Raw genomic sequence first — 19,375 nt, forward strand, 5'->3', positions numbered from 1 at the left:
GCGGCGCGGAGGCCTCTTAGAGCACGGCTCGGCGTCTAATCTTCGAGGCGTGACATACGACCTCACCAGACTCGGCAACGCCCGCTTCGAGCACCTCGTCCAGGCCTTGGCCCTGCGGCACCTCGGCACGGGTGTCGAGATCTTCGGGGACGGTCCGGACGGTGGGCGTGAAGCTACTTTCCGTGGCTCGATCGATATGGCCGGCAAGGGAGAGTGGGACGGGTACGGGGTCATTCAAGCGAAGTACAAATCGCAGCTGAACGGCTCCCCGGCGGATCAAAAATGGTTTTTTGAACAGGTCACCGCCGAACTCGATCTGTGGGTAGACCGCAGCAAAAAACGCTACAAGAACCAACCCGAGTATTTCATCATCGCCACCAATGTCTCGGTGTCCTCTGTCGAGGAAAATGGCGGGCAGGACCGGCTGAGGCGATTGTTCGCCGACTACCGAGATCGGGTCGACCCGCGCACCAACAAGAAGATCGGGATGCCCAAGTTCAAGGACTACGACCTGTGGCATGCCGACAAGCTGGACCGGCTACTGGAAGACAATCAGGAAATCTCTCGTCGCTACGCCGATCTAATACTGCCGGGCGACGTCTTGTCGCGGCTGTTCGACCATGTCAGCCAGACCGACCGGAAGGTTGCTTCAGCGTGGATCAGCCACATCGCGAGAGCACTCTCCTCCGACACCAAGGTAGAGCTCGGCGAATCGGGTGACCTCACCAACACCCACCTCGACCTGGCCCACGTAGCCGTCGACTTGCCATCGACCTTCTTCGACTCAGCCACAGAACAGATACACAGACGTCATGACGTGCGAATCGGACGGGCGTCGAGCACGGACACGGCCCTTCGCTCCCTCGTCACACGGGCAGACCAAGTTCTCTCCCCCGTGCTCGATCCCGCGGCCCGAGATCGAGTAGTGATACTCGGCGGACCGGGTTCGGGAAAGTCCACACTGTCACGTCTGCTATGCCAGATCTATCGCGTCGCACTAGTAAAGGACGCTGCATCAGCCCGCGTAACGCGCGCCGTCGCCGACAAGGCGAGCCGGATCTCGGCCGCATTCGCGGACGCCGGCCTCCCCACTCCGTCGCTGCACCGGCTACCGGTAAGGGTGGTACTGAGTGAATTCGCGGACCAGGTAAGCAAGCCGGTCAAACCCACTCTTCTGCAACACATCGTCGAAACGATCAACGACCGAGCGTCGGACCCCATCACCGTTCCCGACGCCCTGCGACTGCTCGAAACGTGGCCGCTGCTTCTCATGCTCGACGGAATGGACGAAGTCGCTTCTGCCACCAACCGCGACGAGGTTACGCAACGAATTTCGGACTTTCTGGACGAAATGGCAGCCCACCAGGCGGATGTCCTGACCGTGTGTACCTCTCGCCCCATCGGCTTCGATAACGACGAGCGCATCAACTATCAAGAGCTCCGGCTCACCCCCCTGACCACGCAGCAAGCCCTCGGCTACGCCTCCCGCCTCCTACAAACACGATTCGCTGAGAACCCCGATCGCCGCGACGAAGTACTGGTACGCCTGAGCAAGGCGTCACGTAGTCCCGACACCGCACGCCTGATGACCTCCCCGCTGCAGGTGACAATCCTGAGTCTGCTGCTCGAACAAGCGACCGAAATACCCGACAGCAGATATGCGCTCTTCAAAAACTACTACGCCGTCATCCATGCGCGGGAGAGCACCAAACCACCCGGAATCGGTGACGTCATTCGCCGCTACCGAACTCAACTGGACCAGCTCCACCAACAATGCGGACTCGCCATCCACGCTCGTGCAGAATACGCCGGGGATTCTGACTCCATCTTGCCAATATCCGACCTCGAGAGCATCGCCCGCCGCATCCTCGAGGCCGAGGAACAACCCAACCCCGAACAACTGATAGAGCAGATCGTCAAACTCACCCGGCAGCGCCTGGTCCTCCTCGTCCCTCGCGGAGACGGGGTGGCATTCGAGGTACGGAGTCTCGCTGAATTCTTCGCCGCCACGGCCCTTATGGTCCGCGGGGACGACCTCGATACTCTCGCCCGACTCATCCCCTCGGCACACTGGCGACACACCTGGCTCCTCGCAGCCGGCTACGTCTTCTCCGACCTCACCGGCAAACGCGATTCTCTTCTTCAACTGCTCACCGACGCGAACCACCACAACAAGGTCAATCGTTTCGTGATGCCGGGGTCTACCCTGGCCGTCGACGCACTCAAGGATGGGTTCGCCGCGAACACTCCGAAGTACCAGAAGCGGTTGGTGCACATAGCACTTGAGTTGATCAGGGGCCCGCGGGGCAGCCACATCACAGGCCTCGCCGAAACCCTGGCTCCGCTCATGGAGCAATCCGAAGCAATCAGAAAGACGGTTTGGCAAGAAGTCGACGCGTCCATTGCCGACAACAGCCCCGGGGCGGTCCGCACCTTCCTCAACGGCCTCGTCGAGGCCGACTCCGGGACTGTGGGAGCGACCGCAAGCAACAAGCTCGACGCCTACATGAGCCGGCCGAACACTGAACCCTCCGGCGAATCCGGCTCGGACTCAACGCCCGACTCAACGCTTCGATCAGCCATCGACCGCATCATCCAGTTCACCCTCCCGGATAACTCCGACGCAAACGTGATCGATTTTGCAGCTCGGCTCAGGCTCGGCGACAACGACGCCGATAACGCTGCTGTCCAGCAGGTTCGAGAGATCATTGTCGACAACTGTGGCGAAAATCAGCGTCGACGGGCAACGCTCCGCCAGACACTCGCCGTCGCATTGGAACACGACATGGTCGACCAAAACCCCGACATCCACGACCCAACCCACATCTAGGAACCAAACGTCGAAAGAACACAGCCGACAGGGCCCTCGGCCCGAGGACCCAGACACCGGCACCCCACCTCAACCGAGCATGCCGGCGGACCCACCACCAGAGCACACAAAGACAGGGGATGTGCCATATCCCCAGCTCAATGCACCCACAGCCACATCACGCACACCCCGATACCGACGACCGGGACATGCCATACCCCAGCCCAAGCACGGCGCGACAACAAGAAACCCCACCGAACCCAAGGATCGGCGGGGTCATCGAGGGGGCGACTTAGGAGAGAAGAAGCCAACCCAGACTGAAGAACATCAAGAATCGGTAGCCCGATCCGTCGTCACCTCCGCCGTGAATCGAACTGGATGAAGTCTCTGCCGCAGTCTCTGCCGCACCGCTCTCAGGCCCGTTTCGCTCGTGACGAACACAAACACCGCTCTATTACCTCTTACGTGCAAAAAGCCGTCAGGTGGTTCTGCCTTGAACCTGTAGGAGAGCCGCTGCCGTTTATTGAAATAGAATTCGTCTGTCAATACGTCCGATGACAGGCCGACCCCTACATCCTCGTGGACGTAAGAGTCGATCGAGACGGAGTAGGAACCCCGCAGTCTCCTGCGAGAGCTTGCCCACCGCAAGGGAACTCCCTCTACGACAGCCAAACCAAACATCTCTCCCAGCCATCGCCACTGCTCCCCGATATGACGCAACCCCTTGTTCACATGGGCCGACTCAGCGATCAACTCGGGTCGACGCGGATGATTCTTCGGGTAGATCGCCCCGATAAGCCGAACCGCGAACACCGGCGCGGCACCGAGCACGAACGCCACCAGCAGCGCAACCAGGATCGTTCCCCACCCGAACAGCTCCCCGATACTCATGGCGTCACCGCCCGCAGCACGCCAGCCACACGGGTGGCGGCCTTCGTGCTGCGCTTCACGGGCGCGTTCGCGCCGCCGACGAAGTCCAACAGATATCGAATCCCGTCGTCCGTGAGCCGGTAGTACCGGCGCGGAGGCCGATCGACACACTCCGCCGGATCCTCCCAACCGTCCGTCAGGTAGCCCGACTCGGACAACTCCCCCAGAAACGGATACATGCTGCCCGCACCCACACCGGCCTTACGCGACAACTCGTACCCCCAATGCACACCACGCCGATCACGCAGTAACTCCACCGCGATATCGACACGAGCCCTGGTCCGACGCTTTCCCATGACCACAGCTTAACCGATATAGGTCTTATCCGATATAGGTCACTTAGTCGGATCAACTGCAGGGTCTACTGACCCGTGCGTCCTCTCACACGCGGACGCACTTTGTTCGCGTGCGAGAGGCTCGGCTCACGTCGTGATGTAAAGACGTAGGGCACCACCGCCTGCTCCGCTGCCTGGACAACCTCCGTCAATACGCTGGTCGACTGCTTTACGTAGTCGAGGTCCAGGTCCACGATGAGTCCGTCGCGCGTATGGAACTGCTTTCGATCGTCTTCTGTTCTCAGCGCTCCACGTCGATGCACCAAAGTGTGACGCAGGTCGCGAACCCGTCGCACCTCTTCGGTATCGACGTCGACGCCGAGGCGGGTATAGAACGACTTGAGGTCACCCCAATTCACCGATCTGTCAGCGCGAACGGCCCACTCGAGGTCGTGTTGGTGTAGCACTTCCGCTGCCGCCGATTCGAGATACACCTCGAACGCCGTCACCGAGTCCTTCACGGTCGCCGACCGCAGCATCCAGTCGTAGTCGTGCGGCATCACGTTGTGCAGTTGGCTGAAAAGAATATCAATCGGATCGGGCTCGTCTCCGGTGCCGGGACTCTGGTTGATCGCAGCCAACATCTTGTCGATAGCCTTCGTCGACCACCGCGCTGTCAAGTGATGGAACGCAGCGATATCGGATCGCGCCAAACACCACTCGTCGAACGCCGCAGTCTCCTGCGCATCGCTCCATCCACGCCAAGCCGGATCTAATTCCTCCACCTGCGAATGGTAGGTGCTGTCTACTCGGCGAGAGCTGGTTCAGGACAATCACGGATAGACGTGGAACCGTCCCGCGTGCCCTACCGCGAGCAGGCAAGTGGATCGACCCCGCCAACGTAGCCGCTTCACTTCCGGTCACGGCCGACACCAGCCACGGGCACGCTACTTTCGGATCAGACAGTCCAGACGCCACCATTGACCCGACTCGTCAGAAACGCACACAGCGCGATAGGGGACCCCTCTCCAAGAACGAGGGCAGCTCTTTCAATCCGGATCAGTGAGCGTGGTCATCGTCGTAGTTCTCCGACGTGGCCCGCGATTGCCCGCAGCGCATGGTCAATATCCGCGAGTTCACTGTTGCTCCCCAATACGCGTGGTCCCGTGGTCGGAACTGGGCTTACCGACGTCATGTCCTCGATCCCCAGCTCGTTCGTTTCCGAGTACTCGGTGCCGTTGTCGTCGGTGTAGGTGATACGCGCCGGGACGGTGTCGGACACGCCGGAGGCAGCTCGTCCGGTCTCAGGGTTGCCGACGTCGTGCCACATCACCCTGTGTCGGGCACCGGGAACCAATGTTCGTGGGTTCCTGAGGTAGCGCCTCAAGGGGTCGCTGATGTGGTCTGTGTCGTTGCGTTTAGACAACTGCCCGATGTCGACAAGGACCCCACGTGCGGTGGACCGCCCTAGGTTTTGGAGCACCAGATCGGTGCTGCCGGGGCCGTGCAGCCCAGGAACGATGTCAGCCACGACGTACGGTCGCCGTTCCTGCTCGGCTTGCTCGCGCAGCAGCGTCAACTGGTCCTTCGCTCCTCCTAGCGTCTTGTGCGCGACCACCACCAGCCCGATTGTCGCGATGGCGGTGGCTACGGCACCGACCGCGGTAACCCAAAGCAGAATGTTGTCCATCAGTACTCACTCCTGGTTCGCGCGTGTGCCCTCACGATAGGACGCCCCGAGGTGTCCAACTGCAACCAGCCCAGACCGGCGACCGTCGACTCATAGGTATCGAACCAACGCCCTGTCGAGTGCTGCTAACCTCGATCTTGCATGAGGCCGATGTGTCGGCCTGAGCGGTTCGAGATTGCGGTTTTCGAGCTCGATGGTGACTTCGGGCGTGGTGACTCTGCCGATATCGTTCGGCTGGGCGCTCGGTTCCACTGTCCGAGACGGGTCTTTCGGGTCGATCGGTCGGTGGGTTGGGGTCAGGCGGGCGCGGGTAGCGCCGCCAACCGGGTCAGTGCGGTGATGATCAGGTCGGACCAAGTCGCATCTTTGGATAGTCGCAGGTGGGTGCGACGGGCGTGGTTGGCGATGCGGCCGGCGATCGAGAAGATTCGCAGACGTAGCCGTTTCGGTTCCCACCTGCGGGCGTCGTGGTCGGTGAAACCGAGCATCTGAGTCCACGCGGTGAGTTCGAGGGCGAGAGCGACGATGGCAAGCCAGATTCGGTTCTGGTCGAACCCGTGCAGCGGAAGATTGCTCAGCCCAGTATCTTTCGCGATACGGATCCGGTCCTCGCAGCGGGCACGGCGGCGGTGCCGTAGTTCGAGGTCTTGAACTTTGCCTCGTACGGTGTTCGTGGCGAATGCAGTGAGCCGCAGTCCGTCGGTGTCGGTGAAGCGCAGTTGCGCACCGGGGTGCGGGCGTTCCTTCCTGATCACCACACGCATCCCCGGTGGCCAGGTCGACAGGTCGAGGACGCCGGTGGCGTCGATGACCCATGCCCCGTCGCGGACCTGTTCTTCGGCGTCGACTGCGACCGACCAGGCGTCATCGGGGACCTCGCTCAGCGCCGTGACCATGGCGTCGGTGAGTCCGAACCCGATCGAGTAGGAAACCCGTTGCTTGTGCAGCCAGGACAGGTACGCGTGGCTGGCTCCGGCTCCATCGGTGCGGACCAGCACTTTCTTGCCGGGCCGGCTGCCGTTGGTGAACGTTAGTTGCGCGAGCGCGGCGCGGGTGACGTCGATGTGGTCGGCGGCGGTGTTCGAGCCGGCGTTGCCGGCGCGCAGCAGCGCGGCGACGGGCTCGCCGGTGCCGGACTGTCCGTGGTCGACGAAGGCGAGTAGTGGGTGAAAGCCGTACCCTCGCTTGTATGTCGGTGCTGCGAGCTCTTTGTCGGAGTGTGCGGTGACGAGGGTCGCATCGAGGTCGATGACGATCGGATTGTCCGCGGTGATGTCGTGATCGGGTGCATGCTTGCCGGCATGTTTCCATGCCGATGCGCGTGCTGTCGCGCGGGCGGTGTCGATCGCGGTCAGCACTGCGGGTGCATCGGCGGCCAACGTGGCGATCAGTCTGGAGACGGTCGCATCGGACGGCACTTCCCCGAACACGCCGGTGTGCTCGCGCAGGGTCGCGATGTCGGCGAGGCAGTCGCCACCGAGCGCTAACGACACTGCGAGGTCGGTGATGATCTTGCCGGGATCGAACTGCGCCAACGGTTTCCGCCACGGCATCAATGCCGCGGACAGTTCGGAGCTCAGGCCTGTGACCTCAGCTGTTCGGAGCAGTGTCACCGCGCCGGCGTGCGACACGATTCCGGTTCCGGTGGCATCGACGGACAAGGTCGGGTACGACGACGTAGACTTGCTCACCTGAAGGGTGCTCCTCGATCACGTGAATATTCAACCTTAGACAAGTCGAATTATCGCAGGTCGGAGCACCCTTCTTCAGTTTTGACACGGGACGAAGACAGATCACCATGAAAGCGCCAGGCTAAAGCCTGTTCTGGTGCGAGAATGATGTTTATCAGCCCGATTACATATGCCGCCCAGTCTTCAATCGAGCGAGCGTAGAACGCGGTTGCGGCAACAAACTGACGCCCCAGGCTCGTAGGTAGCCGCTCGGCGAGCGGGGCGACCAACTCCCGAGCCTTCTCGTACCGGGGAGACGTCACATCGCGCCTGATCACGCCTGACGTCGGCGGTTCTGCCCCGGCCTCCTTGAGCTCCCGAACGGCAGCCGCGACCCAACCGGAGTCTTCGTCGAGCAGCAACGGTATTTCGATGCGCTGCACCGACAGGATCGCTGTTCGACCGAGAGCGAGAGAGATCCCGCCGGCATCTTCGCGATCGTTGCGGTAGCGGGCAACGTCCACACCTGGCGGACACACCTCGTCCAGCATCACGTCACCCATCCAATTCCCAGGGTCTGGAATCCAACCTGCCCGAACTGCGACCGTGGGAACGAGATGCAACCGGTAGAGATAGAACTGTGTGCCGGGCTCGTCCTGATGGTCGTAGATACGCCGAAGCATGTTCTCTACCGCCGCCTCGTACGTGCCGACATGCAGCGCTTTTGCTCGCTTCACGTCGACCCAGTTATCGAGCAGAGCATCACTTTTCATGTCCGCCCGGCTGTCGTCGTTGAGTGATGCCGCCGGATCGAAGTCAGGCCAATCCGGATGCGTGCTGGTGTGGTACCAAGCGAATTGGGTGATCTCGTCGTCTTGCAGGGCAAAATCGTCCGGATCGACAGTTACTCGGGGCCCAGCTTCAGCCTCACAGGTCACCCCACATCCTGGGCAGCTCTCCTGGCTGTCGCTCCACCGATCGATCCATTCGAGGTCGGCAACCCATCGACGGCCACAGTGCCCGCAAAGCATGTGGCGGTCACGGAAGAAATCGACTGCCCGTTCCACGCCATTCATTCTCTCTTACCTCGCACGCCTGACGCGACGTACTCGGGACGTACTTGACCAAAGGAACGCCCGTCGATCACTCCGTCAGGAGCAATTATCTGATCGTCGCGCCCGCGGATCATTGTCATACTGCGACTGCCGCGGAGTCCAACCGGCGATGTACATACGAAAAAAGTGCGAATGCATCATAGAAATCTGTCTCAGACTCACTTGAGCCAAGTCGCGTGTTGTGCGCGCGGGGATTCCGGTAATGACCATGGATACCGGTCAACAAGTTCTTGAACCCCCGATGCTCGGCCTGCTCAGAGTCGGAACGGTATGCATTGATCAATATCTTTGGCGTGGCATTCTTCGAACCAAACACGGCTGTGAATAGGTCTTCACCGTCTAGGCCCAGACCGGTGTGTCTCCGAAGTCGGTCCGGAATACTCTTCGACGCTTCTCCGATCGCGTGGAACAACGACTTGCGCAGCAACTCCTCCGAGCAATATCTCATCACGGTGGGGTGACACCCCCGGCGACGTAGCTCCACTGCCAGCACACCAGCAAGCTCAGCAGCCTCAGTGAGATTCTTCGCTTTTAGCCTCGCTGTTGCCATCTGGCCGGCGTCGTTGACCCGGAAGCCAGCCAAGACCAAGACAGCATTGAGCTCCGCCTGCAATGCGTAAAAGCGCGCAGGATTATCGGCGTATCGAAGCGGGTCCATTGCCGCATTCAAGTACGCAATGAGTGTGCTGCCACTTTTACGCTCTACTTGCGCGTTGTGGAGAGTCGTGAGAAGTTGTGTGCGTTTGTTCGGGCCAGCGGCTAGATCGTTGAGTTTGGCTGCATGAAGCAGCTCTCGAAGCTCCGAACCACTTAGCCCTGGGTACTCGGTTTGAGCTAACACGTTGCACACCGCGCGGGTGACCTGAAGTGGGAAGACGTCCGCCATTGGTACTCCTGTTATCTCTCTTGCCGCACCTGACATGGAGCACGTTGGTTCACCCCGCCCTAAGGAGCAGGCCTCCGTAACCCTCCCAGAATCTCCCACTGGTAAGCGACCGGGCAGTAGCCTGTCCAGATGAGTGACCTCGTCCCGGCACCGGCAAGGGAAAGGACGAATTTGCGACCACCCCTGGTGCCGGCCGATCCGCTCTCCGCATAGGCAGGAAGAATACGCAACGACGCTTGCACACCCCCGACAAGCTTATTTCTTCAATGAAAGGACCTCCACTGTGGCCAGGCAGGTAACAACTCAATTGGTCGACGATATCGATGGCTCGGTCATCGACGACGAGTCGGGTGAGACGATCGAATTCGCGATCAGCGGTGTCGAGTACGTAATCGATTTAAAGTCTAAGAACGCCAACGAGTTTCACCGCAAGCTCGATTACTACATCGAGCACGCCACCCGTGTAGGTGGCCGCAAACGCAAGCCCTCCCCCACTGTCGCGGCGTCCACTACGCAGAGATCTTTCACCGCCACGAAGCGTGATCCCGCGCAGACGCGTGCGATCCGGCAGTGGGCGGCTGACAACGACTACGAGATCAGCGATCGCGGCCGGATCCCCGAGAGCATCGTCGAGGCCTACGACGCCGCACACTGACCCAGCTCATCCCCAGTATTCGGCACCCTGACGCGTGCCGGAGACAGCCGAAAAGCCCCCGTCCACGTGGATGGGGGCTTTTTCGTTGCGGATCGCACCGCTACAGGTGCGCCTCTATTCGCCGCTCAGACTGCGGCCCGGCGCGTTCACCGGCGGGTTGTGCGGATCGCGTGTACGGCGATGGCCCCGAACACGATGACGTTGGTGACCGCGAGCCACATCGGTACCGCCCCGGCCGCTCCTGCGTATGCCGACATCGCGATCACCAGCACGAGGCAGATCCAGGACAGCATGTTGTATGCCTGGTGTCGTGCGTGCTTCGACGTGGTTTTCATTTCTCGCCCCTCGTGTCGATCCGCAATCGAGGTGTAATGGTGCCGGTCGGGTCCGTCAGGTTCGATCCAGCCGCCGGGTTCGTCACGCGCTGTCGGTGTCCGCTCGCAGGTAGCCCTTGCCGGTTGCGGTGGTGTGCAGGCTGTCGATCTTGATGCTCACCTCGCGGCCGGGTTCGGTGATCTCGCCGGTGTCCTGGTCGTGCGCTGAGATGACGGTGCAGACTGCTGCGGCGTAGGCGGTTCCGACGTTGTCGAAGCGGTCGATGCGCAGTGTGCGTCGGGTGGTCCGCGCCGGATGGTCGCGCCAGTTCTGTCCGATCCTGAGTTCGTCTCCGTGCCGGTTGGCCATGCTGTCGGTCATAGATGCTCCCTTGCGGCCTGTTCGGCTGCCTGTGGGCTTGTGGGGCGGTCAGGCGACGTCGTTGCTCGTCGCGGAAGCGTCGTCGCGCTCGGCTGCGGTGCGGTGGCCGCGGATCTCGGTGTAGACGACGCGGTCGGTGCCGCTTCCGCCGACGATCGAGCCGATGGTGACGGATTTGGTGTTGACGCGGCGGACGGGGTGCCAGTGCCCGGCGTAGCGGATGAGGTCGCCCACGGCGACGGTGTCGCGGCTGTAGGTCTGGACTTTCCCGGACGCGATCTGCTCGGCCCTCACGGCCTGCCAGTAGGTCAGCTCGTCCTCGGTGTGCTCGATCTCGTCGAGCACCCGGTCGCGGTGCGCTCCCTGGGCGGGTGCGTGCTCCTCGAGCATCTTCTGACCGGTCTGGCTGTTAGTGAACAGGGTTCGGGTGTGGCCGTCGAGTGTGCGTTCGAGGCTGCGGAGTTCGGCGGTGAGCTTGTCGATGCGGCGGGCGACGGTCTGCGGCTGGTAGCGCGCTGAGGTGGTGTGGGTGGCGGCGTCGGCTCGGCCGCGTGCGGCGGCGGATTCGCGTTCGGTCATGACGGCTTTTCCGAGGGCGTTCCAGGACTTGTCGAGGGCGCGGCGGTGTCGACTTTCGCTGTGGTGTCCGATCTTGATCGGTTCTCCGCCCGGGGGAAGGGCGGCGTGCGCGGCTTTGTCTGCGGCCCAGGCTGTCTCGGCATCGACTGCTTTGCGGTTGGCTTTCGCGGCGAGTGCGTCGACGCGTGCGGCCTGTCGGTCGATCTTGTCTGCTTCGACCTCGGCTGTGGTGCGGTAGGTGTCGTCGATCGTGATGTCGACGTCGGATCCGTCGGCGCGCAGGGCGGCTGCGGTCCGGTCGATCTGTGCGGTGTCGGCTCTGCGGTCGCGTGAGTGCCGGATGTACCAGGTTCCGAGGGTGCGGGACCAGCGCCAGCCCTGAGCTTTGAGGATCTGTGCGGTGCCGTCGCCGCGGGCGGTGCCGTCGATGAGTGTGCCGTCGGCGTGAGTGTGGGTGATGGTCAGTGCGGACATGGGGGACGTCCTTTCGTGGCGATCTGTCGAGCGGGGGCGGTGGCGGCGAGCGGGGGTGGTGCGATGTGGCACCACCCCCGCTCGGCCTGTCAGGAGATCGGGTGCAGCTCATAGCCGAGTGCGGTCGCGAGCATCACCAGCAGCTCCTCACCGTTCGGCAGGGCTGCTCTACGGCCCATGTGCGAGGCGATCCGCTCGCACTCGTTCGGCCGACCGCACTCGCAGTTGCCGTGTTCCGGGCCGTTGGCGTACGTCGAATCCAGTGCCTCGCCGGAGATGGTCGTGGGGTCGAGCACCCAGCGGTTCGAGCCTGCCGGGTCACGCATGAGATAGACGCCCACCGAGTCTTCGATGTAGTGGGTTCCGTGTGCGCGGGCCAATTCCATGCCGCTGGTCTCGACCCCCTGCCGCGGCGCGGTCACGATCTCGGCTGCGTCGGTGACGGTGATTGCTGTGAATGTGTCGGACATGTTGTCCCCCTTCGTTCGTTGTGCTTTAACCTTACACGCTCACCGTGTATTGTTGCAAGCGCGGAGCCGTCGCACTCGACCACAAACGACGACGGCCCCGGTCGACACGGATGAACGTGTCGGCCGGGGCCGAGGAAGGCCAGAGTGAGCTACGAAATCGACTCCTGCAGTTCGCCTGCGGTGTAGTCGCCGATCGTGAGGCCGTAGCGGCGCAGACCACCGAAGCGCTGACGTACGGCCTGCTCGACCAGGTTCTGATTGAGCAGGGCCTGCGCGTCCTCGCCGTAGCGGGCGACGACCGGGACCGACAGGTCCAGAGTCAGCGTCACCGTCGTCGGTGCGTGATACTCACGGCGGCGAGGAGGCAGTGCGTGCTCGCGCATGAAGCTGTCGAACACCCCGCACAGACTGTTCTCGTCTGCCCAGCGGTGTGCGTCCTCGACGAGCGCGGCGCTTGCGTGATCGGCACGAACGAGCGCCTGCATCAGGTTCGCCACCTGCTCGCACCACCACTCGGGGGCCGTGTCCTGCTCGACCGTAATGGCCTCGCACGCAACGCGTCCGGTCCACAGAGGGCCAGGCTCGAAGGGAGTCAACGCAACCCACACGGTCTCGCTTGCAGCCTCGAGGTCGTCGCGCTCGACGACGATCCAGCCGCGCCGGACGGTGCCACCCTCGGCGATGGCGACCAGGCAGCCGTCCGCGGGGTAGTCGGCAGAAAGATCTGCGGGAGCGGTGTCGGTTGCGGTGGAGCCTGCGGCGTCGAAGTTGTTCATGGGGTTCCCCTCTCGGTTGGTGATGACGCCCACTTTACACGCTCACCTTGTATTGTCAATATCGAGAAGTGCTGTTCCGAAACAACGTTGACGGTTCACGCAAGACGCAACGCCTACCGTCACTAGAATTCGACAATGTCACTTTCCGATCAGAACACCCGATGGACCGAGCGCGCCAACGAAGTCATCGGAATAATGCAACCTCTTCTGGATCTCATTGCGGCAGAAGGCGATCACTTCCCCCCCGACACAACGGTTGCCGCCCTGCAAGGTGCCATAGAAGACGTTGCCGATGCCACCACTACTGACGCACCGACGCCCGGGTCTCCCCTCGACGAGGCACTCTCCCCATTCTTCGAGAAAATCAACTGGTTCTGCGCATTGGACGTAGGGGGCATGGCGCAGTCCGGACTGCTCAGCGCCCTCACTGCGATCACTCGGTCGGCCACCGATGCACGCGCGGAGCTCAGCGACGACAAAGTGCAGATCTGGACAGTCGATGAGGTAATCGCGGACTTCAAACACGAATACCGAATCTCGCTGCTGTCAACGATGACGGCGAACCATGCCCTGGTCAACAGGCTCGCGACTTGGCAGCGGAACAAAGCTGAGGGGAAGAACCCGGGAGACTATTTGGACGTGGCGAAAGTCCAGTTCACATCGGAATCCAGCATCTCGACCGTCAAAATGTCCGTCCTGGAACGCCTGCTCATGGCACCTGCATCGGTGATGACCCCCCTCAATATGTCCGCCAGTATGCACACACTGTTTACCGGTGGCTCCCCACCTGCGCTGTTCAGAATGTCCTACGCCCAGTGGTTCAACAGCGTCTATACCTCTTGGGAAGACGTGTACCGGCCCCGCCTGGCCCGCGCCCACGGCTCGGACCCGACAGGCAAGCCATGGACCAAAGAGGACATCAGTTCGAAGTTCTTCGGAGAACTGCGGTTCACCCGAAACGACTTCGTCCACAAAAAGGGAATCTGCGTGCAGAGCGCGGACAACACGATCATCGACTGGGCCACACGCGGGGAATTGATCTCACCGACCACGGTACAGATGCTCTCGCTTCTGGAGCTGTTTCCCGAAACGGAGTTGCGCGAGCCCCCCACTCGCGCCCCAGCCTCCACCCCGAGCATGGAGAAGCTGCGGTGGGATTTTCCGAGCGCATGGGTGGACCGGGTCGAGCAGCATGTAGTGGGAATCGCACCGGCCAAGAAGCAACGTCGCGCCGTGTTCATGGCCGTGATCGACAAGTGGATGGACGAGACCCCCGATCGATCACCACAGCAGAGCGAGAGGCCAGACTGAGCCAACGACCCGACACCACATGGGAACCCGGCCAGCTCCGGGCTACTCGAGTTCTCCCACGTCACCCCAAACGTGGTCTACCCACATCTTTCGCCAGTCCCGAAACTCCCGCTCCCACATGTCGTTGTGTTCTTCGTGCGCGGTGAGGAGCATCGTCACGTTCGCTCCGCCATATCTCCTGATCGATTCGTGTCCCAGCAACAGCGAAACAGTTTTCGGGTATTCCGGGCCACGTTTGACAAGCGTCTCCGCGACGAAGGCGAACAGTCCATCCGTCGCGGTTCGTGCGCTCTGCACCGCAGCAACGTCCGCGTTGTCGCCAGCGTGAACGATGCGATGACGAGGCTTGGCGACGTCGATCATCCATGCCTTCAGCGGCACGGATCTGTTGAAGTTCCAGTTACCGCCCAATAGAGGAGCGAATCTGGTCTTCGCGCGTGTGGCTGCAGAGTTGTTCCAGTTCGCGGCGGCCTCGGCAGGAGACTGCCCGGATTCCCACAGCAGCGCTGTCAGCAAATTGTCCAACATCACTTCACACGCGGTAGCAAAAGAGACGATCGCTCCTGCATAGTCGCCCAGTTCGGCACGGGCATCGGCTCGACCGATGTGATCACGCACGACAACTGCCGGTCTGGTGATCGCGAATTGATAGAACGCGTGCCGAGTCAGTTCAACGGCCTCCGCTGGGAGTTTCTCTCCCGAAATGAGCGTTTTCGCGTGGTGCTGCAACAGCACTACTGCCGAGTCTCCCCAGGTCGCAGAACCGTCCGGCTTTCGAGCCCCCACGAGAGTGGGTACGATCGGCGAAAGTTCCGTGTATGCCAAGTCCTGCAACGGAATTCCGGTGATCAGTCGCACTGATCTGACGACGTCGAAGACAATGCAGCGGGCGAGGGTCATCACGTCGAGCAACCCATCTTCCTGGTTCCTGGCTGCATCGGGGTCGAGAACGGGAAAGACGCACACAGCGACTGTGGTGACTTGAGGAATTTCAGGACGGCCATCGGCGATCGGTTTGTCTCGGTCGTAGCGAACAAACTTGTCGAGCGCCTCGGAAGCAGCGAAGGCCAGATCGACGGCACGGTGGACAGGACTCTCGGCACGAGCCCAACCAATTTGAACATCGAGCGGCAGCTGCATCCAGCGACCGTCGTACGTATCCGGCCCGAAGCCGTGAGCCATCAGGAACTCCGCGTCGACCCGTAGCCGTGTGACCGTCTCCAGGTAGACGTACTCGGGCAAAGCCAGGGAGAGAGCAAGCTGGTACTCCACTGCGTCAGACACGGTCACATCCTCCCCTCTGGCCGAAGAGCACGAGGTGAAACTACGAGGCGCGCTCTTGCTCGGTCGGGCCGAGAACGAGCATCTGCACATCGCGGCCATCGCCGGTTACACCGGGCCAGCAGCTACCTTCTTCGCTGTCCGCGCCGCTCCGCCTGCCGATACCTGAGATCGCGCAGCGAGCGTGAGAGCTTTGGCGTAGCGGCGCTCGAACTTCAGGTCGAGTCCCGCAGTCGACGTCCAGAAGAAGGGCTCGGAGCTGGCGGCACCGATGAGCGCTCCGGCCATCGAGGCGATCGAGTCGGAGTCGCCGTTGCTCGTTGCTGCCCAGCCGAGGCCGTCGGCCGGGGTGAGGGGTGCGTTCGGGCCGGTCGCCTGGTCTGCGACCAGTAATGCGAGTGCGACTGCGGTGGCCGATTCCCAGCCCTGTCCGATCCCGAAGCACGGATCTCCGTACTCGACGGGGTCGAGGCCGCGGATTTCGCGTTGGGCCGTCAGCGCGGCTGTCAGGGCGTCGGTGACGCGGTCGTCGAGCCCGGCGACGAGGTACCCGGCGACGTCGTCGGTGAGCGGTGCAAGGACTCGGCGCAGGTACGAATCTTCGAGCCAGGCACTGGTGCCGTCGTAGAGGGCCGCGGCTTCGGCCATCGCGAAGATGAGCAGATTTCCCGCCCGGGCGGGGGCGTTGCGGACGGCGTCGGCGAGCAGTAGCGCCGAGGTCACGGCACGGGGGTGATTGTGGGTGATCAGCGCCTGCAGTGCGGTCAGGCCGAGCCAGTGGGCATCGTCGGCGAAGGCGGTGGGGACCAGGCGCATGACCGCGCCGCACCCGGCAGAGGTAATTGCGCCGTCCTTCTCGTACCAGCGAGCACCGGCGGCGAGGTTCGTCAGCGATCCCATGCACGTGCGGCCGGGGGCGCGGTAGTTTTGTGGGCTCGCTTTCCATTCCTGGAATCGAGCCGTGAGCGCTGCGGTGACGGCGTCGATGTCGTCGATATCGTCGACGTCGACGAGTGCGTCGTGCACCGCGAACGTCATCTGCGTGTCGTCGGAGATGCGCCAAAGCTTGGGTGGCGGCGCGACGGGATAGCTGGGCATGTTCGCGTACTGGGTGAACTCGACTTGGTAGCCCCAGGCGTCCCCTGCAGCGACACCGACGAGCGCGTTGGCGTATCGAGTCGCAGTCGTTGCGTCGGTCATGGGTGCCTCCCGTGGGCGGAGCGGATAAGTCGACGCCAACCTTACACGCTCACCTTGTATTGTTCTAGTCGTCGGTGATACTCGAGGTCACCTCTTCGCCCCGCGAGATGGCCAAGGCGGCGTCTCGGACGATGACCTCTTCGTCCGCCTCCAGGTCGGCCACCCGCGCGAAGTAGCCGGCCACGACGTCGGGGCTCTTTCCCGCGGCCAGTTCTTGGCGGATGAGGTCGAGCTGCTCGGTGGTGAGATTGGCTTGCATGGTGGGCCTTTCGTATCGGGATCGGTTCGTACGTGTCGGTGGCGGGATCTAGGCTGCGTTGCCGATGGGTGTCGGTGCGGTCTTGCTTTCGGCGACGAGATCCTCGGCCACGAGATAGACCGTCGGTTTGCCGCCGAGCCCGTTGTGGTCGATCTTCACGCACCGCAGGTCGGTACCCGGCGGGACGACGACCTCGTCCTCACCGGAGAACTGCGAGATCGATTTGACCGGGATTCCGTTGCGGGTGCGAATGACCATCATGTACGGCGGGTGTCCGGCGAACCCGTGCGCGACGGTCTCGCGGGTGCTGCAGCTGGTGACCTTGCCGATCTGCACCTTCGATCCCACACTGAATGCCTGGTCGATGTACTCGCCCGCGGTGCCCTTCCACCCCGACGGCACTTTCGTCCCGCGCATGACGGTCATCGGCTGCTGGTTGGGGTTGTGCTCGTTGAACTTGTCGAATGCCGATTCCAGTTGTGAGACCGTCGATTTGATCGATGGAGGCGGTGTGGCGTCGCGCCCGGTGATGGCGGCGTTGATCTGCCGGTAGCTGCCACCGGTGTACGTGGTGAGCGCGGCGCGCTCTTTGCTGCCGAGGTGCTTCTTGACGAACTCCGAGTTCGATGCGGTCAGCGACTCGATCGAGGACACCTGCAGCGTGCCCGACGAGTTCGTGAACCCCCACTTCTTCAGGTCTCCGGCCCGTTGGGCGATCACCTCGTAGTCGCCCGCGGTCTCGACACCGAACGCTCGGATACCGGACCGTGTCAGCGCCGAATGCTTGTCGGCCCCGAGGCTCTCGGGTGGGATCTTGTGCTCGAAGTGCGGGATGACACCACCGCCGCGGGTGGGCGTGCCGAGAGCGCGCCGATGCGCGGCCGCGTAGGCGGCGTCGGCCTGCTGCGTCGAGCCACCTTCGGCGATGACCTTCTCGTGCGCCGCGCGCCCAGCGGCGACCGCGGCCTTCTCGCGCAAGGCCTTCTTGTGGCACTTGACGCCGTCGTAGATGTCGGCGCGGACAGGGCCCGCTCCCACGGCCTCGACCAGTTTGGTGTGCGCGCCGTCCATGCCTTTGTCGATGATCTGCTGGTGCTGCGCTGTGGTGCTGGCGCTGCCGTCGGCGGCTTTGCGGGCAACCTCGAGCGCGAGATCGCTCTTGACCGCGTGTGCCTGGCGCTGCATGTCGGTCGCGCCGTCGGGCAAGGCCTCGACGGCGGTCATCACCGGGATGCGGTTGGCCTTGGCCAGCGCCTGCTGCTTGCTGCTGGCGGATGCCACCGCGTAGTACGCGTCGCCCTTGCGCTGGACGATGAGAAAGTCCGACGGGCCACGCCTGTAGATTCCGGTACCCCCGTCGAGAAGTCGACCTTCCACCTCGGTGATGCCGTCACCAGTGTCGACGGGAATTTTCGCTGCCGAGTAGACCGAGGTGTCACGATCGCGGCCCACCAGCGACAACGACCCGGTGCCTTGGAGAGCGTCGGTGGCCTCACCCGCGAAACGCCGGTTGTGGGATCGGGCGATGGCTTCGACGTCCGCGTCGGTCAGCTCGGCACACATGCGATCGGAACCAGCCTGGTCCAGGTCCACCCGTGTCCCGAACCGCGCCGCCACAAGATCGTCGGCCGCGTGCTCGCGCTCGACCTTCGCCGCGGCGTGCGCGGTCTTGGCATCTTCGAAAGCTTTCTCGCGCTCGGCGACATCAGCAGCGCTGCCGGTGCCGGCGTCGAGCTCCTTGGCCGCCTTGCGCAGTCGAGCGCGTTCCCGGTTGACCGCTTTGCGTGCGTCGTCCACTGCGAGTTCGGCTGCCGCATCGCGCTTCTGCGCCTCGTCGAGCGCGATCTGAGCGTCCGAGAGTTGTGGGCCGAGCAGTTTCTGCTGTTCCTTCTTAGCCTGAGCGATAAGCAGTTTCGCCGACGGAGGGTTGGCATGCACGCTCGGCATCGGGGTACCGCCGAGCACGCTCTTGTCGATCCCGAGCCCCGCCATCATCTCGGGCAACATGCTCGGTGGTGCCGCCTGAACAGCCGCGGCAGTCTCGACGAGGCCCTGCTCCTTGAGGTGCGCGACGACTTTCTTGCGCGCTTCGCGGCCCAGCCGCCTGTTGGCGTTCGCATTCGCAGCAGCGGAGTAGCTGCCACATTTCGGGCAGCGCCGCCCACCGTTGGATTTTGCCCGGCACATAGGGTCACTGTACTGCAGAAACGACATGTCCCCCCGTGGGGTGGTACCAGCTGGATCCCGGCGGACAGGCCGGTTGCGAGGTTCTGCAGCGGAGGGTTGCTGACTGAGGCGA

Annotated in this window: 19 protein-coding genes; 3 read left to right on the forward strand and 16 right to left on the reverse strand. The window is 62.7% G+C overall.

The annotated features are described in order from the left end of the window. Positions 1 to 49 precede the first annotated feature (49 nt). Positions 50 to 2,830 (forward strand): NACHT domain-containing NTPase, encoded by a 2,781-nt coding sequence (locus AYK61_RS26575; protein WP_121873838.1) that lies wholly within the window; start codon positions 50 to 52, stop codon positions 2,828 to 2,830. A 306-nt stretch (positions 2,831 to 3,136) separates the two neighbouring features. Here AYK61_RS26575 and AYK61_RS26580 read toward each other — a convergent pair whose 3' ends face one another. From AYK61_RS26580 to AYK61_RS26610, 7 genes are all read right to left on the reverse strand, one after another. Further along, complete coding sequence (locus AYK61_RS26580) at positions 3,137 to 3,700, reverse strand: hypothetical protein (protein WP_121873839.1); 564 nt, start codon at positions 3,698 to 3,700, stop codon at positions 3,137 to 3,139. Next, positions 3,697 to 4,035: a PadR family transcriptional regulator gene (locus AYK61_RS26585; RefSeq protein ID WP_121873840.1), complete on the reverse strand. Its 339-nt coding sequence runs from the start codon at positions 4,033 to 4,035 to the stop codon at positions 3,697 to 3,699. The genes AYK61_RS26580 and AYK61_RS26585 overlap by 4 nt, the downstream gene beginning before the upstream one ends. Positions 4,036 to 4,100: 65 nt before the next feature. Continuing rightward, positions 4,101 to 4,799: a hypothetical protein gene (locus AYK61_RS26590; protein WP_147458427.1), complete on the reverse strand. Its 699-nt coding sequence runs from the start codon at positions 4,797 to 4,799 to the stop codon at positions 4,101 to 4,103. Between the two features lie 287 nt (positions 4,800 to 5,086). Then, positions 5,087 to 5,704, reverse strand: coding sequence for a hypothetical protein (locus AYK61_RS26595; RefSeq protein WP_121873842.1), 618 nt, complete (start codon positions 5,702 to 5,704; stop codon positions 5,087 to 5,089). A gap of 296 nt (positions 5,705 to 6,000) precedes the next feature. Beyond that, on the reverse strand, positions 6,001 to 7,395 hold the full coding sequence (locus tag AYK61_RS26600) for an IS1380 family transposase (RefSeq protein WP_121869780.1): 1,395 nt from the start codon (positions 7,393 to 7,395) through the stop codon (positions 6,001 to 6,003). A 50-nt stretch (positions 7,396 to 7,445) separates the two neighbouring features. Beyond that, a complete protein-coding gene (locus AYK61_RS26605) occupies positions 7,446 to 8,441 on the reverse strand; it encodes a hypothetical protein (RefSeq protein ID WP_183130576.1) in 996 nt (331 codons plus the stop codon). A 124-nt stretch (positions 8,442 to 8,565) separates the two neighbouring features. Beyond that, on the reverse strand, positions 8,566 to 9,375 hold the full coding sequence (locus AYK61_RS26610; RefSeq protein WP_121873843.1) for a TIGR02391 family protein: 810 nt from the start codon (positions 9,373 to 9,375) through the stop codon (positions 8,566 to 8,568). A 283-nt stretch (positions 9,376 to 9,658) separates the two neighbouring features. Here AYK61_RS26610 and AYK61_RS26615 point away from each other — a divergent pair, with 283 nt between their 5' ends. Further along, a complete protein-coding gene (locus tag AYK61_RS26615; RefSeq protein WP_121873844.1) occupies positions 9,659 to 10,030 on the forward strand; it encodes an Lsr2 family protein in 372 nt (123 codons plus the stop codon). Positions 10,031 to 10,176: 146 nt separating this feature from the next. Here AYK61_RS26615 and AYK61_RS26620 read toward each other — a convergent pair whose 3' ends face one another. The 5 genes from AYK61_RS26620 to AYK61_RS26640 all read right to left on the reverse strand — a co-directional run bounded on the left by AYK61_RS26620 (position 10,177) and on the right by AYK61_RS26640 (position 13,025). Beyond that, positions 10,177 to 10,365, reverse strand: a complete 189-nt coding sequence (locus AYK61_RS26620; protein WP_121873845.1) for a hypothetical protein — start codon at positions 10,363 to 10,365, stop codon at positions 10,177 to 10,179. 82 nt (positions 10,366 to 10,447) lie between these two features. Next, positions 10,448 to 10,726 carry a hypothetical protein gene (locus AYK61_RS26625; RefSeq protein WP_121873846.1) on the reverse strand — a complete coding sequence of 93 codons (279 nt, stop codon included), beginning with the start codon at positions 10,724 to 10,726 and terminating at the stop codon, positions 10,448 to 10,450. Between the two features lie 48 nt (positions 10,727 to 10,774). After that, complete coding sequence (locus AYK61_RS26630; protein WP_121873847.1) at positions 10,775 to 11,779, reverse strand: DUF3560 domain-containing protein; 1,005 nt, start codon at positions 11,777 to 11,779, stop codon at positions 10,775 to 10,777. 89 nt (positions 11,780 to 11,868) lie between these two features. Next, positions 11,869 to 12,249, reverse strand: coding sequence for a hypothetical protein (locus AYK61_RS26635; RefSeq protein WP_121873848.1), 381 nt, complete (start codon positions 12,247 to 12,249; stop codon positions 11,869 to 11,871). 149 nt (positions 12,250 to 12,398) lie between these two features. Beyond that, a complete protein-coding gene (locus tag AYK61_RS26640; protein WP_147458428.1) occupies positions 12,399 to 13,025 on the reverse strand; it encodes a hypothetical protein in 627 nt (208 codons plus the stop codon). 135 nt (positions 13,026 to 13,160) lie between these two features. Here AYK61_RS26640 and AYK61_RS26645 point away from each other — a divergent pair, with 135 nt between their 5' ends. Beyond that, on the forward strand, positions 13,161 to 14,336 hold the full coding sequence (locus AYK61_RS26645; RefSeq protein ID WP_121873850.1) for a hypothetical protein: 1,176 nt from the start codon (positions 13,161 to 13,163) through the stop codon (positions 14,334 to 14,336). A 42-nt stretch (positions 14,337 to 14,378) separates the two neighbouring features. Here AYK61_RS26645 and AYK61_RS26650 read toward each other — a convergent pair whose 3' ends face one another. From AYK61_RS26650 to AYK61_RS26665, 4 genes are all read right to left on the reverse strand, one after another. Further along, a complete protein-coding gene (locus tag AYK61_RS26650; protein WP_147458429.1) occupies positions 14,379 to 15,620 on the reverse strand; it encodes a hypothetical protein in 1,242 nt (413 codons plus the stop codon). A gap of 105 nt (positions 15,621 to 15,725) precedes the next feature. Then, positions 15,726 to 16,817: an ADP-ribosylglycohydrolase family protein gene (locus tag AYK61_RS26655; protein ID WP_121873851.1), complete on the reverse strand. Its 1,092-nt coding sequence runs from the start codon at positions 16,815 to 16,817 to the stop codon at positions 15,726 to 15,728. Positions 16,818 to 16,881: 64 nt separating this feature from the next. Further along, positions 16,882 to 17,076 (reverse strand): hypothetical protein, encoded by a 195-nt coding sequence (locus AYK61_RS26660; RefSeq protein WP_032367220.1) that lies wholly within the window; start codon positions 17,074 to 17,076, stop codon positions 16,882 to 16,884. Between the two features lie 48 nt (positions 17,077 to 17,124). Then, on the reverse strand, positions 17,125 to 19,263 hold the full coding sequence (locus AYK61_RS26665; protein WP_121873852.1) for an ADP-ribosyltransferase: 2,139 nt from the start codon (positions 19,261 to 19,263) through the stop codon (positions 17,125 to 17,127). Between the last annotated feature and the right edge of the window lie 112 nt (positions 19,264 to 19,375).

It is taken from the genome of Rhodococcus sp. SBT000017 (assembly GCF_003688915.1).
Lineage (GTDB): Bacteria > Actinomycetota > Actinomycetes > Mycobacteriales > Mycobacteriaceae > Rhodococcoides.

What these genes read in the sequence shown, in the direction of transcription:
- AYK61_RS26620 (WP_121873845.1), bottom strand. Translation starts at nt 10,365, where the DNA reads ATGAAAACCACGTCGAAGCACGCACGACACCAGGCATACAACATGCTG.
- AYK61_RS26660 (WP_032367220.1), bottom strand. Translation starts at nt 17,076, where the DNA reads ATGCAAGCCAATCTCACCACCGAGCAGCTCGACCTCATCCGCCAAGAA.
- AYK61_RS26655 (WP_121873851.1), bottom strand. Translation starts at nt 16,817, where the DNA reads ATGACCGACGCAACGACTGCGACTCGATACGCCAACGCGCTCGTCGGT.
- AYK61_RS26625 (WP_121873846.1), bottom strand. Translation starts at nt 10,726, where the DNA reads ATGACCGACAGCATGGCCAACCGGCACGGAGACGAACTCAGGATCGGA.
- AYK61_RS26640 (WP_147458428.1), bottom strand. Translation starts at nt 13,025, where the DNA reads ATGAACAACTTCGACGCCGCAGGCTCCACCGCAACCGACACCGCTCCC.
- AYK61_RS26585 (WP_121873840.1), bottom strand. Translation starts at nt 4,035, where the DNA reads ATGGGAAAGCGTCGGACCAGGGCTCGTGTCGATATCGCGGTGGAGTTA.
- AYK61_RS26610 (WP_121873843.1), bottom strand. Translation starts at nt 9,375, where the DNA reads ATGGCGGACGTCTTCCCACTTCAGGTCACCCGCGCGGTGTGCAACGTG.
- AYK61_RS26580 (WP_121873839.1), bottom strand. Translation starts at nt 3,700, where the DNA reads ATGAGTATCGGGGAGCTGTTCGGGTGGGGAACGATCCTGGTTGCGCTG.
- AYK61_RS26630 (WP_121873847.1), bottom strand. Translation starts at nt 11,779, where the DNA reads ATGTCCGCACTGACCATCACCCACACTCACGCCGACGGCACACTCATC.
- AYK61_RS26645 (WP_121873850.1), top strand. Translation starts at nt 13,161, where the DNA reads ATGTCACTTTCCGATCAGAACACCCGATGGACCGAGCGCGCCAACGAA.
- AYK61_RS26665 (WP_121873852.1), bottom strand. Translation starts at nt 19,263, where the DNA reads ATGTGCCGGGCAAAATCCAACGGTGGGCGGCGCTGCCCGAAATGTGGC.
- AYK61_RS26595 (WP_121873842.1), bottom strand. Translation starts at nt 5,704, where the DNA reads ATGGACAACATTCTGCTTTGGGTTACCGCGGTCGGTGCCGTAGCCACC.
- AYK61_RS26635 (WP_121873848.1), bottom strand. Translation starts at nt 12,249, where the DNA reads ATGTCCGACACATTCACAGCAATCACCGTCACCGACGCAGCCGAGATC.